The organism is Exiguobacterium sp. N4-1P (genome assembly GCF_002214325.1).
Genome location: NZ_CP022236.1, coordinates 278,181 through 295,806 on the forward strand (window position 1 = coordinate 278,181; position 17,626 = coordinate 295,806).

The 17,626-nt window shown below is 39.4% G+C and carries 11 protein-coding genes; 9 read left to right on the forward strand and 2 right to left on the reverse strand.

The window, feature by feature from the left end; all coding sequences use genetic code 11:
- The first annotated feature begins 61 nt into the window (after nucleotides 1–61).
- From A0126_RS19465 to A0126_RS01585, 4 genes are all read left to right on the forward strand, one after another.
- Nucleotides 62–808: a hypothetical protein gene (locus A0126_RS19465; RefSeq protein WP_239456807.1), complete on the forward strand. Its 747-nt coding sequence runs from the start codon at nucleotides 62–64 to the stop codon at nucleotides 806–808.
- Nucleotides 809–1,071: 263 nt separating this feature from the next.
- Nucleotides 1,072–2,535 (forward strand): type I restriction-modification system subunit M, encoded by a 1,464-nt coding sequence (locus A0126_RS01575; RefSeq protein ID WP_088836152.1) that lies wholly within the window; start codon nucleotides 1,072–1,074, stop codon nucleotides 2,533–2,535.
- Nucleotides 2,528–3,673 carry a restriction endonuclease subunit S gene (locus tag A0126_RS01580; RefSeq protein ID WP_088836153.1) on the forward strand — a complete coding sequence of 382 codons (1,146 nt, stop codon included), beginning with the start codon at nucleotides 2,528–2,530 and terminating at the stop codon, nucleotides 3,671–3,673. The genes A0126_RS01575 and A0126_RS01580 overlap by 8 nt, the downstream gene beginning before the upstream one ends.
- 21 nt (nucleotides 3,674–3,694) lie before the next feature.
- Complete coding sequence (locus A0126_RS01585; protein ID WP_088836154.1) at nucleotides 3,695–7,027, forward strand: DEAD/DEAH box helicase family protein; 3,333 nt, start codon at nucleotides 3,695–3,697, stop codon at nucleotides 7,025–7,027.
- A gap of 1,064 nt (nucleotides 7,028–8,091) precedes the next feature.
- On the opposite strand, the gene A0126_RS01595 is transcribed toward A0126_RS01585, so the two are convergent.
- Both A0126_RS01595 and A0126_RS01600 read right to left on the reverse strand, forming a co-directional pair.
- Nucleotides 8,092–10,839 (reverse strand): ATP-dependent DNA helicase, encoded by a 2,748-nt coding sequence (locus A0126_RS01595; protein ID WP_088836156.1) that lies wholly within the window; start codon nucleotides 10,837–10,839, stop codon nucleotides 8,092–8,094.
- Nucleotides 10,840–11,179: 340 nt separating this feature from the next.
- Nucleotides 11,180–11,608 carry a VOC family protein gene (locus A0126_RS01600; RefSeq protein ID WP_088836157.1) on the reverse strand — a complete coding sequence of 143 codons (429 nt, stop codon included), beginning with the start codon at nucleotides 11,606–11,608 and terminating at the stop codon, nucleotides 11,180–11,182.
- Between the two features lie 213 nt (nucleotides 11,609–11,821).
- Here A0126_RS01600 and A0126_RS01605 point away from each other — a divergent pair, with 213 nt between their 5' ends.
- The 5 genes from A0126_RS01605 (at nucleotide 11,822) to A0126_RS01625 (ending at nucleotide 17,603) form a co-directional block, all read left to right on the forward strand.
- Entirely contained in the window at nucleotides 11,822–12,835 is a 1,014-nt protein-coding gene (locus tag A0126_RS01605) for a LacI family DNA-binding transcriptional regulator (RefSeq protein ID WP_088836158.1), read from the forward strand.
- Nucleotides 12,836–13,041: 206 nt separating this feature from the next.
- Nucleotides 13,042–14,349: an ABC transporter substrate-binding protein gene (locus A0126_RS01610; RefSeq protein WP_088836159.1), complete on the forward strand. Its 1,308-nt coding sequence runs from the start codon at nucleotides 13,042–13,044 to the stop codon at nucleotides 14,347–14,349.
- Nucleotides 14,350–14,409: 60 nt separating this feature from the next.
- Complete coding sequence (locus A0126_RS01615; RefSeq protein ID WP_088836160.1) at nucleotides 14,410–15,306, forward strand: carbohydrate ABC transporter permease; 897 nt, start codon at nucleotides 14,410–14,412, stop codon at nucleotides 15,304–15,306.
- A 3-nt stretch (nucleotides 15,307–15,309) separates the two neighbouring features.
- Entirely contained in the window at nucleotides 15,310–16,230 is a 921-nt protein-coding gene (locus tag A0126_RS01620; protein ID WP_088836161.1) for a carbohydrate ABC transporter permease, read from the forward strand.
- Between the two features lie 26 nt (nucleotides 16,231–16,256).
- On the forward strand, nucleotides 16,257–17,603 hold the full coding sequence (locus tag A0126_RS01625) for a GH1 family beta-glucosidase (protein WP_088836162.1): 1,347 nt from the start codon (nucleotides 16,257–16,259) through the stop codon (nucleotides 17,601–17,603).
- The last annotated feature ends 23 nt before the right edge of the window (nucleotides 17,604–17,626 follow it).

Sequence of the window (17,626 nt, forward strand, 5' to 3'; positions counted from 1 at the left end):
ACAGCAAATCGGACGGGGCTTACGTTTAGCGAACAAGAAATCACATTGTGTCGTCATCGATTTGATCGGCAACTATAAAAACGTCGAAACGAAGCTGATGTTGCTTGGCACAGTAAAAGACAAGCTCAAGCGGGGAGATAAGGAGCCGATTACCCCACCAAAGGGATGCATCATCGAGTTCGATACACAAGCACTGAATATTATTCATCGGATGCGTCAGCCGAATCAGCGGAAACTGCGATTGATTGAGAGTTACGAACAATTGAAGCTTGATCTTGGGCGTCGTCCGACTTACGTTGAGATCGGACAACTGACAGCCGTGCCGACGGGTTATAAACAAGAGTGGGGCTCGTACGTCGGTTTTCTGAAAGAACAAGGGGAATTGACGGCTGAAGAAGTCGAGACTTATGATGCTAACCGTGAATTGATTGAACAGGTTGAAAAAACGGTAATGAACCGGAGTTATAAGATGGTTGTGTTGCTGGCGATGCTCGAGCGAGGAGAAGAACGTTGGATGGAGCCGATTACGGCTGAAGAAGTGGCTCCGTTCTTTTATGAATATTTGCATGCAGAGAAGTATCGCGAAATAAAGGATGCACAGACAGCTGAATTAAAAGGTGAATTTGATGCTGTGAAAGTTGAACGATTGTTGAGGGATATGCCGTTTTCAAGAATAGGAAGCCCGTTTGTATTTGAAAGAAATACTTTGTTTGTGAAGGTAGTGGAACAACACTCTAGATATTTGTATAAGATGATGTGCGACGCTGTATTATTTAGAATGAATTTATACTTTATAATCAGCAATTGAATTTTACTTGTGATTTGGCGAACTGTACCATAAATAAATTAGAATTTTAGACTGTTGAAGAATTTTTTGGGCACTATCGGTAGATACTTTTTACATCTAAAATTTTAGTGATTCAGACAATAATAAAAGTAAATAAACTTTTTTATAAGAAATCTCGCCTTGTAAAAATAACATTTGAATGACTGTAAGAAAGTGAAAATATGTTAGTATTTTATTTAAGGAAATTACCAAAAAGGCACCTTTATGTTTGGGAGGAATTTACAATGTTAACAGGTGAATTGAAAAGTAAAATTGACGGTATTTGGACGACTCTTTGGACTGAGGGAAGTACAAATCCCCTTACAAATATTGAGCAAGTTACGTATTTACTGTTTATGAAGGGATTAGATGAAGGTGAGCTGGCTAAAGAGGCGGATGCTGAGTTGCTTGGATTGGAATATAAAAGTATTTTCCCAAAAGATAAGTCATATTTACGCTGGCATACATTCAAGAATCTTGGTGACGCTGCCGATATGTACACCATTATGATACAGGAAATTTTTCCGTTCATCAAAGGTCTTGGAGGAAAGGAAGATTCTGCATTCTCGGTATATATGAAAGATGCTATTTTCCAAATTAATAAACCTTCTACTCTGCAAAAAGTAGTCGCTGCAATAGATGGGATTTCTATGGAGAATCGTGATACAAAAGGAGATGTATACGAGTATCTTTTATCGAAACTCGCTACTTCAGGAACAAACGGGCAATTTCGTACGCCGCGCCATATTATCAATATGATGGTGGAAATGATGAAACCGACTCCAGAAGATATTATCATTGATCCAGCTATGGGGTCAGCAGGTTTTCTTGTTTCCGCAAGTGAATATCTTCGTAAAAATCACGCGAATTTATTTCTGCAAGCAGGCCTCAAAGAGCATTATCACAACGATATGTTCTTCGGAAACGATATGGATTCTACAATGTTGCGCATTGGTGCAATGAACATGATGTTACATGGTGTAGATAGCCCTAATATTACTTACAAAGATTCATTGTCTCAAGACAATATTGAAAAAGATAAATACACGCTTATTCTAGCTAATCCACCTTTTAAAGGATCTTTGGACTATGAATCCGTTTCAAATGATTTGTTGACAATCGCTAAAACAAAAAAAACAGAATTATTATTTTTAGCTTTATTTCTTCGTGTATTAAAACCCGGTGGTCGAGCCGCGGTTATTGTGCCTGACGGTGTTTTATTTGGCGGGTCAAATGCACACAAAACTATTCGTAAAGAAATAATTGATAAAAATAAACTTGAAGCAGTCATCTCAGTGCCAAGTGGAGTTTTTAAACCTTATGCCGGAGTGTCCACTGCTATTTTGATATTCACAAAAACTTCAGCTGGTGGTACAAAAAATGTTTGGTTTTATGATATGAAAGCTGACGGCTATTCTTTAGATGATAAAAGAAATGTAATTACAGCCAATGACATTCCTGACATTATTGAACGCTTCCACAAACGTGAGAATGAAAAAGATAGAAAACGAAATGATCAATCATTCTTCGTATCACTTAAAGAAATTCAAGAGCAGGGTTATGATTTATCTATTAATAAATATAAAGAAATTGAATATGACGAAATCGAATATGAAAGTCCAATGGAAATATTAGAGAAAATTTTAAAAACAGAATATGATATTCAAAATGATTTGTTAGCTTTAAAGGAGGGACTTTTAAATGAATAAAGAAGTAAAACTTGAGGAAATTGTGGAATTCGTTTCAGGTTTCGCCTATCCCTCTAGCAAATTTGTTATAGAAAGAAATAAAGACTCTATACCAATAGTAAGAATTCAAAACGTTAATAGTAATGAAAATAACTTTGTATACTGGAATCATGATTACAAAAAACAATTTATCGTAAATAACGGTGACATATTATTAAGTATGTCAGGCGATTTTAAAGTTATTAGATGGACTAAAGGAATGGCTTTATTAAACCAACGAGTAGTGAAGATTATACCCGGAAAAAATATTAATGAAGATTATTTACTCTTCCTGATAGATAGTAAAATTAGGGAATTAACTAAATTAGGGAAAAAATCGATTATTAACAATTTGTCAATAGCAGACTTAAGGAGTTTAAAGTTAGTCATACCTAGTTATTCACAACAAGTAAATTTATCAGCTAATTTGTCTAAATGCTTAGATATAATTAATAAACGTAAATCTCAAATTGTAGCATTAGATAAATTAATTCAAAGTGTGTTTTTAGAGATGTTTGGTAATCTTAAGACTAATAATAAAGCATGGGATGTAAAAGAATTTGATTACTTTGCTAAAATTGATACCAAAATGACTAAAGACTTTCAGCTTTATGAAGAATTGTTCCATATAGGAATTAATAATATAGAGAAAAATACAGGAAGAATCATTGATTGTATTAAGGTGAAAGATAGTCACTTAATTAGTGGTAAGTATATATTTAATAAAAAACATATTATATATAGTAAAATACGTCCGTATTTAAATAAAGTAGCAATGCCTGAATTTGAAGGGTTATGTAGTGCAGATGCTTACCCAATTTTAGTGAATGATAAAGTAGCTACGAAAACATATATTGCATTTTTACTTAGATCTGAAACCTTTTTATCTCATGTATCTCAGAATAGTAGTAGAACAAATATTCCTAAAGTAAATAAAAACCAAATAAAATCTTTTAAGGGAGTATTACCTCCTTTAAAATTGCAGATTTTGTTTGAAGATAAATATCGAGAAATTGAAAAGCAAAAAGCAAAATTAATAGATGCACAGATCGAAATGCAAGCCTTTTACAACTCACTTTTTCAAAAAGCTTTCCAAGGAGAATTATCTTATAAAAAATAGGTGGGAAAGGTGGTAATTGCTATGTCTAACTTCGAATTTTTAACAAGTAAGAATCAATTCAAAAGCTTTGCAAACGCTTGTATGGAAGCTGAAAATGCATTATTAGTAAGTCCGGCGACTAGTGCCATCACGACACGTCGTGCTCTTGAATTGGCTGTGAAATGGGTCTATCAGGCAGACAATGCCGTTCGAGTGCCTTACCGTGAAAACTTATCTAGTTTGATTCATGATCGAAGCTTCATCGCCATTATTGATGAAGCACTTTTGCCAATGATGAAATACATTGTAAAACTTGGCAATACAGCCGTTCATACTAATGCTGAGATTTCGAGAGACGAAGCTATCCTGGCACTTCACCACCTTTACCAGTTTATTTCTTGGATTGATTATTGCTATGCCAATGAATACACTGCATCTGAATTCGATGAAACCCTTTTACATAGTACACCTGAGAAAAGGGAAAGACCTGAAGAATTGCAGGATTTATATGAACGGTTAAGTGCAAAGGACAAAAGTCTTGAAGAATTACGCAAGCAGAATGAAAGCTTAAGAGAGGGTTTGACCGCTAAGCGAGTCGCGCATACACAGGAAGATGATTTCAATGTTGATCGGATTAGTGAATTTGATACTCGCAAGAAATACATTGATTTAGATTTAAAATTAGCAGGGTGGAAGTTTAATCAAGATATCGAAGAAGAATATTATGTAAAAGGAATGCCTAATGCTTCTCAAGAAGGATATGTCGATTATGTTCTTCGAGGAGACAATGGGAAAATAATCGGCGTTGTTGAAGCGAAAAAAACTTCTGTAAATCCAAAGAGAGGCAGTCAGCAAGCTCGTCTATATGCTGATTGTATTGAAAAAGAGCAAGACCAGCGTCCTGTTGTATTTTATACAAATGGTTACGAAACGTATATTTTGCACGATACATACCCGTCGCGTAAAACGTCAGGGTTTTATAGCAAGGAAGATCTACAACTGCTCATTGACCAGCGCAACCTTAAAAAGCCCTTAATTGATATTGAAATTAATGAAGAAGTTACAAATCGCGCTTATCAAAAAGAAGCCATCTTGGCTGTTTGTGATGCATTCAGCCGTAACCAGCGTAAGGCTCTTTTGGTGATGGCTACAGGTAGTGGAAAGACAAGAACAGCTATTTCACTAGTTGACGTGCTTGCGAAACATAACTGGATTAAAAATATTTTATTCCTCGCGGATCGTACTTCATTATTAAAGCAGGCAATGAGGAATTTTAATGAGTTAATGCCAAATCTTTCTCTTTGTAGCTTGCTTGAAAACAAAGCAAACCCTCAAGAGAGTCGGATGATTTTCTCAACATATGCAACGATGATGAATGCAATTGACGAGACTAAGACGAAAGATGGCGACCGGTTATTTACAGTAGGGCACTTCGATTTAATTATCATTGACGAATCACATCGCAGCATTTATCAGAAGTATCGAAGTATTTTTGAATACTTTGATAGCATGCTCCTGGGATTAACGGCAACACCGAAAGATGAAGTTGATAAAAATACATACTCTATCTTTGATTTAGAGAATGGAATTCCAACTTTCGCTTATGAATTAAAAAATGCGGTCAATGAAGGCTACTTAGTAGATTATGTGACTGTTGAAACAAAGACTAAATTCCTTGAAAAAGGTATTCAATACGATGAGCTGAGTGATGATGAAAAGATAGAGTTTGAAGATGTCTTTGAAGATGAACCGAATGTAAGAGACATTGACAGTTCGGCGTTAAACAATTGGTTGTTTAACGCTCACACTATTGATATGGTTTTAGAAGAATTAATGGAAAAAGGCATTCATGTAGAAGGTGGAGATAAAGTCGGAAAAACGATTCTCTTTGCTAAGAATCATCGTCATGCACTTGCTATTAAGGAACGGTTCGATATCAAATTTCCTTATTTAGGACCCCACTTTGCTGAGGTTATTGATTATAGCGTAAATTACTATCAGTCTTTAATTGACGACTTTTCTGTTTCACATAAGCATCCGCAAATTGCCATCTCGGTAGATATGTTAGATACAGGAATTGATGTACCAGAGGTAGTTAACTTGGTGTTCTTTAAAAAAGTGCGCTCAAAAACGAAATTCTGGCAAATGATTGGACGGGGAACTCGCTTAAGTGAAGATTTATTTGGGATGGGACTTCATAAAGAGTACTTTAGAATTTTTGATTGGCTTGCGAATTTTGATTATTTCCGTGCAAATGAACATGGAGAAGAAGTAAAAAATACAAAATCACTTTCTGAGAAGCTTTTTAATACCAAAGTGGATATTGTGAGAGAACTCCAAGATGTGGAATATCAAGTAAGCCCATACAAAGAATTTCGAGAAGAAACGCTAGAAACGCTGATTATAGATGTAAAATCGTTGAATGACGAGCTATTTCGTGTTCGTCAGCATATTCAATACGTACATAAATATCAGAATATGGAAAAATGGAATGCATTATCTGTAGTTCAGACAAATGAAATAAAAGAACATATTTCTCCGTTAGTTCAGCCTTATAATGATGACGAATTGGCAAAACGGTTCGACTTACTCATGTTCACGATTGAATTAGCTAAATTGAATCAAAACAATGCAACAAAGCCAATTCAGCGTGTTATGCGAACAGCTAAAGCTCTCTCAAAACTCGGTACAATTCCACAAGTATTAGAGCAGCGAGAAGTGATTGAACGTGTGCAACAAGAACAATTTTGGCAAGAAGCTTTTCTATTAGATTTCGAACAGGTACGAGAAGCATTACGAGATTTGATAAAGTTTATTGAACGAAGTCAACAAAAAATTTATTACACTGATTTCCAGGATGAAGTAACTGAACAGAACGAAAATGGTTCAATTTTAAATGTAAATAACTTGCAAAGCTATCGCCAGAAGGTTGAACATTATCTTAAACAACATCAAGATCAACTAGCTGTATACAAACTGCGCCACAACAAACTACTGACAAAACAAGACACTGAAACGCTCGAACGATTGCTTTGGGAAGAACTCGGAACAAGAGAACAATATCAGAAGGATTACGGTGATACATCAATCACTCGGTTGGTAAGAACCATCGTCGGACTTGACCGACAAGCAGCTTTAGAAGCTTTTTCTGAGTTTCTTTCCGAGAATCGACTAAATATGAATCAAGCTCATTTTGTTCGTTTAGTTGTTGATTATGTAGTAAAAAATGGGGTTCTTGATAAGGGAATTTTACAAGAAGATCCTTTTAGAACTCTAGGGAGTGTAACGTCTTTATTTAAAGAGAACATCACAGATGCTAAACGGATTTTGAGTATTGTTGATCAGATCAATCAGAATGCGGATGTTGTTCTATAACATCGATCAAAACAAACATCAATACATCTAAAATAATTGAAAATGTACCCGTTGACTCTATAAAGTCTTCTTCATTAACTGCAAGGTATAGTTGTTTAGAGATGCTCTAGAGAACTGTATCGATTAGAAAATGATATATATATTATAAAGATGAATCATATAAAAGGGCTCAACCTCCATTGGAGGTTAAGCCCTCAAATCGTAGACAAACCCTCATTTCAACGTTGAAATGAGGGTTTGTCTACGATCTGAAATATTCTATGAGGCTATGTTTAATTACCTAGTATGCACAGACTTAAATAATATAAACAACTATAAAAGAATTTATTATGGCGAAGGAAATATCATACGCTCAAAAAAGAATAGGGGGGACTATATTATATTTTTTGAAGCTGAGGTAAGAAATAAAGATAATAAACAGACTCCACTTTATATCTCAGCAAAAATAATAAATGAGAGTTTAAATAATAAAAAAATAGATTATAGAACTGGAAAGTTTATGTAAAAAAATGAGACTAAATTTTTTTGCTTATTGTAAAATTTCTAAAGCGGAAACAGGGAAGTATATTTATTTATCTAATTTAGATTTTTTTCACTTTAGAATATAAGGTTTAAAAATAAGTGCTCTTAAAATAAAATTATTTAAAGAGACCGAAAAGAAAATAGAGATTTTAAAACACCAATTGTTACCTACCAAATCTGGAAGTCAAAAAAACAACAATGCACTTGTCTTCCAGACGTTGTAGCAATCACTCAACTCCCCATCACTGGGAGTTAAGATAATCCATAGCGATTGTGGTTTTCAATCAAGTCAAGAGGATTTAAGAGAATGATTGATGGGACAAATTTGAAACACAGTATATTCCTAGCGGCACTATATCCTAATAGAAAGTTTTAGTGGTATTTTAAAAGCGAGGATGTATTATTTGCATTAGTATTAAGCTTACTAAGAGCTAGAACTTTTATCTAAATTTACATATATTTACATAAGGCTGAACGTTTCTAAAAACGACTAAGCGGCTTGAGTCCTATTGATTTTAGGAGACAAGCTGCTTTAGTTGATTTTAATTATTTGATATATCTACTTGAATCAAACTTTTCAAAAAATGTATATCTTTTTTATTGTTTTTAGGTCTTATTTCATTTAATACTTTTTTCTCTACCTCAGGCGTCCAATAGATTTTAAGCTTATTTCTTGCACGCGTTATAGCGGTATAAAAGATATTATGTGTTACAAGTTCGTCAATCTCGTCAGTTATAACGATTTTAACAGAGTTATATTCTAAACCTTGTGCCTTGTGAATAGATATCGCATATGCAACTTGAAATGGAACGACTGCTGTTGAAATCTCATCATCGTCATCATCTTCGCTTTTAAGTTTATTGACACAAAAGCGTATAATCGAATTTGTGCTTTCTGAATCGCTATCCAATAGCTCAAAATCCTGTTCAGAGGCATCTATACCATTAATTACTGTGTCCAATTTGATATCGAACTGTATGCGTTCAGAAAGCTCTTTGCGATCGAGAATTCTTATCCCTACTATCCAACCCTTCATATTATTATAAATTAGTGGGGCAAAACGCCCGCTATCATTGAATAAAATTGGATCGTTAACTTTATACTGTTGAATTCCCCAAGAAACTGGGATGCTCAAATTGCTCTGTTGTAAAAAACGATTAATGTTGTTTATTCCATAAAGGCCATCATAATTAAGACATAGAATAATCTCATCTTCTACAGCGGTATTGAAAATTGAAGCATCCAATGAAGTGGAATAGTCACTTCGCGTAATACTTTCAAGAATGTTGTTATCCATCTTACGCACTCTGTCCCATAATATTTGTAGCTTTTCATTATTACTCCTATAAGGTTTTGTTAATTCAAACACGGAAGTAACAGGGATAAACGTGCGTGCTAAGTTGAACCAGTTTCCAAACCTAATCGAGGCTATCTGATATGAATCACCAACCATAACCAATAGCTTGCATGTAGCTTTGACAAGAACATCTTTCATGTCACGATTACTTACGGTACTACACTCGTCTATTATTATCAAATCATAGTCAGTAACATTACTTCGACCTTTTAAAAATTTTGTAATAGTTAAGAAAGTGCAATTTGAAGTTGTCACTCTCCGTTTTAAGTTATCAACAGCAGGGTTGGTCTGTGCTAAAAAGAGCTTTTTTTTATCGGCGAAGAAATGTGCTGTATGATTTATCAAAGTAGATTTCCCCGTACCAGCTGAACCATATATTAAAGCAATCTTTGAGTGTTCAAACATCTGAATCAATTTCTCTTTTTTCTCATCGCAGTCAACACCGTGATTAGGCTCGTTCAACCACGCATCTACCGATTTTGAATAGTTTTTAACTCCACTTTGTGCTAGTTCATTAAGCTCTGTAATAATAAATTGAGTATTTTTTTTATATTCATTAATAAAAATATGACCTTTTTCAATTATTAACTTGCTATTTTCAACATGTCCACGCCACAAGACTGAATTATATATTTTTACAAGTGCTGTTATATCATCAAACCCGACAATATCTTTTACTGGAGTAAAAAGTTGTCCCTTAATTTCGGTAGCGTTCCTAACCAAGCGTGCAAGTATCTCATGTCGCCTTTCGGTAGCATCAATACAAGCGAACAAATCGCTAAGTTTGGGATTATGACCTCTGAGCGAAGTATTAAACGGCATCTTATCGAATGGAATACAACCGTTGTGTACATATAGCCTAGACAAATTATAATTTACATCGTTATGTAACTGGTTTTTAATTATTTTATTATTCATATGGAATAATAAGTAGCGCAGGAGGTTGCTGCCCGTTGCATTTGCTTTTATTATTTCACGACACCGTTCTAAATCATTGAAGAATACAACGCTCTTTGCTCGTTGTGTCGCTTGTTGCTTAACCTTTTGAAATTCCGCGTCAGAGAAATCGATAAGTTCGGTCAAAGTAAATCCAGTTGAAGTTAAAAATTCTGAGATACCCTGCTGCTCAGCATATCCAGTCTTAATAGCTTTTTTTCTAATAAGACTCGAAAAGTTCTTAAACTCGCAATCTCGAATAGCGACTCGCCACCCTGCAATAATTGTAATAGGCATAGTTTTACCAAGAACTTCAATGCTATCGCGAGTTAAATCAAGATTGACAGCATAATTTTCGGTTATTTCTAAATCTGTAAAGGCAATAACGCGATTAGTCTTACTCGCATAGTCGTTAGCAGGTGTAAAAGTTACTTCATAGTAAACCTGTTGATCGATAAAGAAAGGTTTGGTTTTTTGAATGTAGTATTTCTCGGTTGTTATAGCTTGCTGGATAGTAGAACTTTTTATCTTATTAGCAATTTTCATATAATATTCTTGCATGTTCGAATCTAAATTTAGCGGGAATTTGTTTATATTATTCAGAATACTTAGAGAGAAAGTGTCTTGAAGTAGATTTTTGGTTTTTAAAAGGTACTCATAATATTTCAACATTAACCGTTCTGAGTTTTCTTCGTCGAGTGTGTAATGAGATGCTACAATTTGTAAATAATCATGAAATCTCTTTAACATTTTCAAATTACCCTGTGATCTAACAAATTTAATTGCTTCTTGGATATTGTCATAACTATTCTCAATGTCTTTACCGTTAGAATAAAACTTAATCATTATGTGCTCGACAAAGTTTCGCAATTGAGAAAGGATATCCTGCGAAACTGCACCTCTTTTCAACAAGCTAAGGTTATCTATGTGGCGACAGATCACCTTGTCTATACTGATGATCTGTGCGTCTATTTGAAGAGTTACTTCATTTGACATTCTGCACCTCCAATAAATTAAATAAAATTCAAAAATAATGTATTTTAATTACTAATATAACTTCATATACCTAATTTACCATTTAATTATAAATTTTAAAACACTTCTTTGTTTATTAACATAACTTCAAAAGTAGTTTAATATATCTGATTTCTTATTTTTCTTATCGATTGTATTCCGTTAAACTAAAACGTTGATTTATATATCAAACTAATTTAAATCGCATTAAATTTAAATTTAATACCACTTTAAAACAAGCAAGAAAAATTTAAAAAAGTAAGATCCGACGAAATCCATCAAATCTTACTTTTGGTCAGGAGTATATGATATGACAAGCAACTTACGCTGTCACTTCACTCACCTCGTGATTCAGCTGCCATTGAACACCAAGTGGATCTTCGACAATACCGTAGGCTTCACTCCAAAACGTTTTTTGGATCGGCATGATGACATTGCCGTCTTGTGCCAACTTGTCAAATGTCTCGTGAATGATTTGGACGTCCGGCAGATGAAGGGCCAGCGTGACATTTTGTCCGATCGCCACCGGATCATGCGGCATCGCATCGGAAAACATGACGCGTGTGCCGTGAATAATTAATTGCGAGTGCAGGACAAGCGACTGGACGTCTTTTTCAAACGGTTGACCGTCCGGACCATTGCCGGGACCAAACTCCATGATGTCGGGGATGTCTTGACCAAAGACTTTGGCATAATAATGGATCGCTTCACGGGTATTGCCATTGAATACAAGGCAAGGGGTAATCGGCATGATAATGCTCCTCTCCATTTTAAACACGGGTGACTGATATTTATATGATACCAAACATTTGTTCTTATTTACAGGATTTTATGATTAAAAATGAAAGCGATATCATTTATTTTTTAAATTCCAAATAAATTCGCAAATAATGGTTGCGTCTTTCCAGATTCCGACCTATACTAAATTTATCGAAAGCGCTTTCGGTGAAATGAGATTTTAACGATGGGCACAATTTATGATTTAGCAAAATTAACAGGTTTTTCGATTACGACAGTCTCAAAGGCATTAAACAACTATTCCGATGTCAGTGAGAAAACGAAAGCAAAAATCATTCAGGCGGCAGCGGATATGGGGTACTTACCCAATGCGCATGCTCAGTCCCTTTCGACGAAACGGTCCTGGACGATCGGGGTCATGTTCTCGGAAGCGAACGAAGTCGGGATGATGCATCCGTTCTTCAACGCGATCATCGAAAGTTTCCGTCAAGCGACGGAGCAACAAGGATACGACTTAATCTTTGCTTCACGTAATCTCCGCAACCGCGACATGAGTTACCTCGAGCATTTTCAGCACCGGGCGGTCGACGGTATCGTCGTCATCTGTTCCGATCAAATGGACCAGCACGTCCAAGAGTTAATTCAGAGCACGATTCCAATCGTCGTCGTCGATATGGACAGCGCGGATTGTAGCGTCGTCTTCTCGGACAATCTGACAGGCGGAGCACTCGCTGTCAATCACTTGCATGAACTCGGTCATCGCCGAATCGCCCATATCGCGGGAGATACGACGATTGACGCAGGAAGTGCACGGATTGCTGGGTACGAACGGGCAATGGCTGAACTCGCACTACCGATTTTAGAAGGTTACTTAATCAACGGTGGTTTTTTCTCGGTCGAAGAAGGTAAACAAGCGATGCAGACGTTACTTGCCTTACCACAACGTCCAACGGCAGTATTCGTTGCCGGTGACCAAATGGCGATCGGTGCGATGGAAGCAATACATGAAGCCGGGTTACACGTACCAGCAGATATTTCAATCGTCGGCTACGATGATATCGAAATGTCGAAATACGTCACACCGAAGTTGACGACCGTCCGGCAGGATACGGAACGGATCGGACAACATGCAGCGGATTTATTGATCGAACAAATCGTTAACAAGCAACGTCTCAAGACGACGGACATCATTCCCGTCGAGTTGATCGTCCGCCATTCAACGGGACCCGTCAACGACTAACAATCGATTTCGAAATCGCTCTCGCAGGTGGAAGGCGAGGACAAGCGAGAGCGGTTTCGAAACAGTATATTTTTTTAAAGCTTTCCGAAAGGGCTTTCGGAACTTTTTTCTAGGAGTTTTCGAAAGCGCTTTCGATATTTTTGGATAAGAAATGAAACCGCTTACTAAATTAGTGAGCGAGTACATCAGAAAAAGGATGGGATGACATGAAGAAGAAGTTAGTCAGCGTATTAACAGTCGGCGCGTTAACAGCAAGCGTTTTAGCAGGATGTTCAGATAGTAAAGAAGCAACGACAAGTGATGGGAAACAAGTCTTGAAAATCTGGTCATTCACGGATGAGTTAAAAGAACCAATCAAAAAGTTCGAAGAGAACAATGATGTCAAAGTCGAATTGACGATCGTTCCGATCGCGGATTACCCAACGAAATTAAAACCGGCACTTGAGAGCGGCGTCGGTGCACCGGATATCTTCACAGGTGAGATCGCCTTCTTGAAACAATGGGTCGACGCCGGTTACTGGGCGAACCTATCTGAAAAACCGTTTAACGCAGACGAAGTCAAAGATGACTACATTCCGTACGTCTATGACATGGGGAAAGACAAAGACGGTAACGTCCGTGCGCTGTCATGGCAAACAACACCGGGTGGTATCTATTACAAACGCAGCATCGCCAAAAAAGTCCTCGGTACAGATGATCCAAAAGAAATCGGTGCGATGATGAACTCGATGGACGGCGTCTTCGATGTTGCTGAGAAAATGAAAGGCAAAGGCTACAAAATGTTCCCGGATGAAGGTTCAATCCGTTGGTTCGCACAAGGTAATGATCCGCAGGCCTGGGTCAACGATAAGCAAGAGCTCGTCTTGACAGAAGACAAGAAAAACTACATGGATTACGCGAAAGAGCTCCGGACGAAACAATACACAGCACTTGCACCGGAGTGGTCACCATCATGGTTCGCCGGGATGGATAAGCCGGTCAAAGTCAAAGAAAACGGTAAAGAAACCGAAACAGAAATCTTCTCGTACGTCCTTCCAACATGGGGCTTACACAGTGTCTTAAAAGAAAATGCGAAGAAATCAGCCGGTGACTGGGCAGTCACAAGCGGACCGAGCCCATACTTCTGGGGCGGTACATGGTTAGGTGTCTACAAAGATTCGAAGAAACAAAAACTTGCGTATGATTTCGTCAAGATGATGACGCAAGACGAAGAGTTCTTGACGGATTGGGCGAAAGAAACAGGTGACGTCCTTGCGTATACACCGGTTACCGACAAAATCAAAACCGACTTCAAAGATGAGTTCCTCGGCGGACAGAACAACTATGAGTTCTTCCTCGATCAAGCGGATCAAATCACACCGGGTATCGTGACGAAGTACGACCAACAGCTCGATACATTATACGGTGCGTCAGTCATGGAATACGTCCAAGGCAAAAAATCAAAAGACGAAGCACTTGCTGAATTCTACAAAAAAGTCAAAAATGCGTATCCGGACGTCAAAGTACCGGAATAAGGAGACTGGGTGGGGCGGACCTCGCCCTACCTCTTCTTGTTTAAGAAAGGGGTTTGACCTGTGAAAAAACTCGATCGCCATGGTTATCTGTTCATCGCACCGTTTTGGATCGTCTTCTTAATCTTCAGCATCTATCCGGTCGCGTTGACGTTCTATTACAGCTTCACGAACTATACAGGCGCAGAAGGCGAACAACTCGTCGGACTCGCGAACTATACGCGTTTGCTCGGAGATACGTACTTCATTGAAGCCTTCTTCAATACGATCAAGATTTGGGGACTGAACTTCATCCTGCAAATTGGTGGAGCGTTGATGCTCGCCTTACTGTTCTCAGACTTACAACTCAAGTTAAAAGGACTTGCTTTCTTCCGGGCGACGTTCTACTTACCGAACTTAATCACGATTAGCTCGGTTGCCTTGTTGTTCGGGATTTTACTCGACTGGCAACACGGATCACTCAACATGATGTTGATGAAAGTCGGAATCATTTCCGACCCGATCAACTGGTTGACACAACCGGTCACAGCCCAGATTTCCGTTTCACTCATCCTGACCTGGATGTGGCTTGGTCACTCGTTCATCGTCGTCATGGCCGGTGTATCCGGCATCTCGAAAGATTATTTCGAAGCGGCCTTGATTGATGGTGCGACACGCTGGCAAATCTTCTCGCGAATCACGTTGCCGCTGTTAAAACCGATCCTGCTTTACATCATGATCACGTCACTGATCGGTGGACTGCAACTGTTTGATCTCCCGATGTTGATTACGGACGGTGTCGGTGCGCCGGATGGTGCCTTGAACACGATGGTCCTCTATCTCTACAATCAAGCCTTTAAGTACAACAACTATGGCTACGCTGCTGCCGTCGCCTATGGATTGTTTGCTATCACGCTCGTCTTTTCAATCATCGTCTTCAAAGGGATGTTCCGAAAAGAACGTTCACCGAAAGGAGCCTGACCGATGGAACGAAATGCAGAAGCACGGCGGATCGTCCCGCAAACGGAGGAACAACCGGAGCGTTCAGAACGTCCGCTGAAGTTGGCACCACCGAAACAGAAAAAAGCCTGGTTCGGCAAGAGCCTGATTTATGTCAGCCTGATTGCCTTGACCATCGCCTGTATCATTCCATTTTTAATGATGATCATCAACGCGACCCGGTCGAACGAAGAAGTCCTGTCCGGTTTCTCCTTGATTCCCGGGAACTCGCTCGCTGAGAACTATGCGGCGTTAAGCTCCTACGTCAACATCTGGTCCGGCTTCAAGAACAGTCTGATCATCGCCATCCTCGTCACTGTCTTGTCGGGTTACTTCTCAGCGATGACAGCGTTCGGATTTGCTTTTTATCAGTTCAAAGGAAAAAACGTCCTGTTCGTCTTCATGCTCGTCATGATGATGATTCCGGGACAACTCGGATTGATCGGGTTCTACGAACTCAGTAAGAATTTAGGTATTCTCGACAGCTTCATCCCGCTGATCGTTCCGGCGATTGCCAGTCCATTCACGGTCTTCTTCGTCCGTCAGTATTTACAGACCGTCATGCACCCAAGTTTGATTGAGGCGGCGCGAATGGATGGTGCAAGCGAATGGCGTATCTTCCATACGATCGCCTTGCCAATGATGATGCCGGCGATCGCGACGATGTCGATCTTTACGTTCATCGGTTCGTGGAACAACTACATCATGCCGCTCGTCCTATTGTTCTCACCAGAAAAATACACGTTACCGGTCTTGATGGGCTTCTTGAAAGGTTCACAAGTCGCAGAAAACTTAGGGGCACTTTATCTCGGGATCGCGATTTCTGTCGTCCCAATCATGATCGCTTTCTTGTTCCTATCAAAATACATCGTCAGCAGCATCTCGGCTGGTGCCGTCAAAGAATAATCTGTTAGTTAAAGGGGAGTACGCGTATGAAATTTGCATCAAACTTCGTCTTCGGAACGGCTACGTCTTCGTATCAAATCGAGGGCGCACACGACGAGGGGGGACGGACACCATCAATTTGGGATACGTTCTGCGATACGGACGGAAAAGTTTTTGAAAAACACAATGGCGATGTCGCCTGCGACCATTACCACCGGTTTGAAGAAGACATCCAGCACATCAAACAGTTAGGCGTCGATACGTACCGCTTCTCGATTGCCTGGCCACGGATCTTCCCGGCGAAAGGTCACTACAACCCGGAAGGCATGGCGTTTTACCGGACACTCGCGACACGCTTACGCGAAGAAGGGATCAAACCGGCCGTCACGCTCTACCACTGGGATTTACCGATGTGGGCATACGACGAAGGGGGCTGGGTCAACCGTGACTCGGTCGACTGGTTCCTCGACTTCGCCCGTGTCTGCTTCGAAGAACTCGACGACATCGTCGATTCGTGGATCACGCACAATGAACCGTGGTGTGCCGGTTTCCTCAGCTACCACCTCGGACACCATGCACCCGGTCACACGGACATGAACGAAGCCGTCCGTGCCGTTCACCACATGCTGTTGTCACACGGAAAAGCGGTCGAACTGCTCAAAGGGGAGTTCAACTCGGCGACACCGATCGGCATCACATTGAATCTCGCACCGAAGTACGCGAAGACGGATTCCGTCAATGATCAGTTGGCGATGAACAACGCCGACGGGTACGCGAATCGCTGGTTCCTCGACCCAATCTTCAAGGGACAGTATCCGGTCGACATGATGAACCTGTTCTCGAAATACGTCCATACGTACGACTTCATCCAAGAAGGCGACATGGCAACGATTTCGGTCGGCTGTGACTTCTTCGGGATCAACTTCTACAGCCGCAACTTAGTTGAATTCAGTGCCGCGAATGACTTCTTGCACAAAGATGCGTACTCGGACTACGATAAGACGGGCATGGGCTGGGACATCGCACCAAACGAGTTCAAGGACTTGATTCGTCGCCTTCGCGCGGAATATACGTCACTCCCGATCTTCATCACGGAGAACGGGGCAGCGTTCGACGATCAACTCGTCGATGGTCGTGTCCATGACCAAAACCGGATCGACTATGTTGCGCAACACTTGCAAGCGGTCTCCGACTTGAACGACGAGGGAATGAACATCGAAGGCTACTACCTTTGGTCGCTGCTCGATAACTTCGAGTGGAGCTTCGGATACGACAAACGATTCGGCATCATCTATGTCGATTTCGAAACACAGGAACGGACATGGAAGGACAGCGCGCATTGGTATGCCGATGTCATCCAGACACATAAAGCAACACTCTCACAGGAAGCGTAACTCAGTCGCAGGCAAGGTCGAAT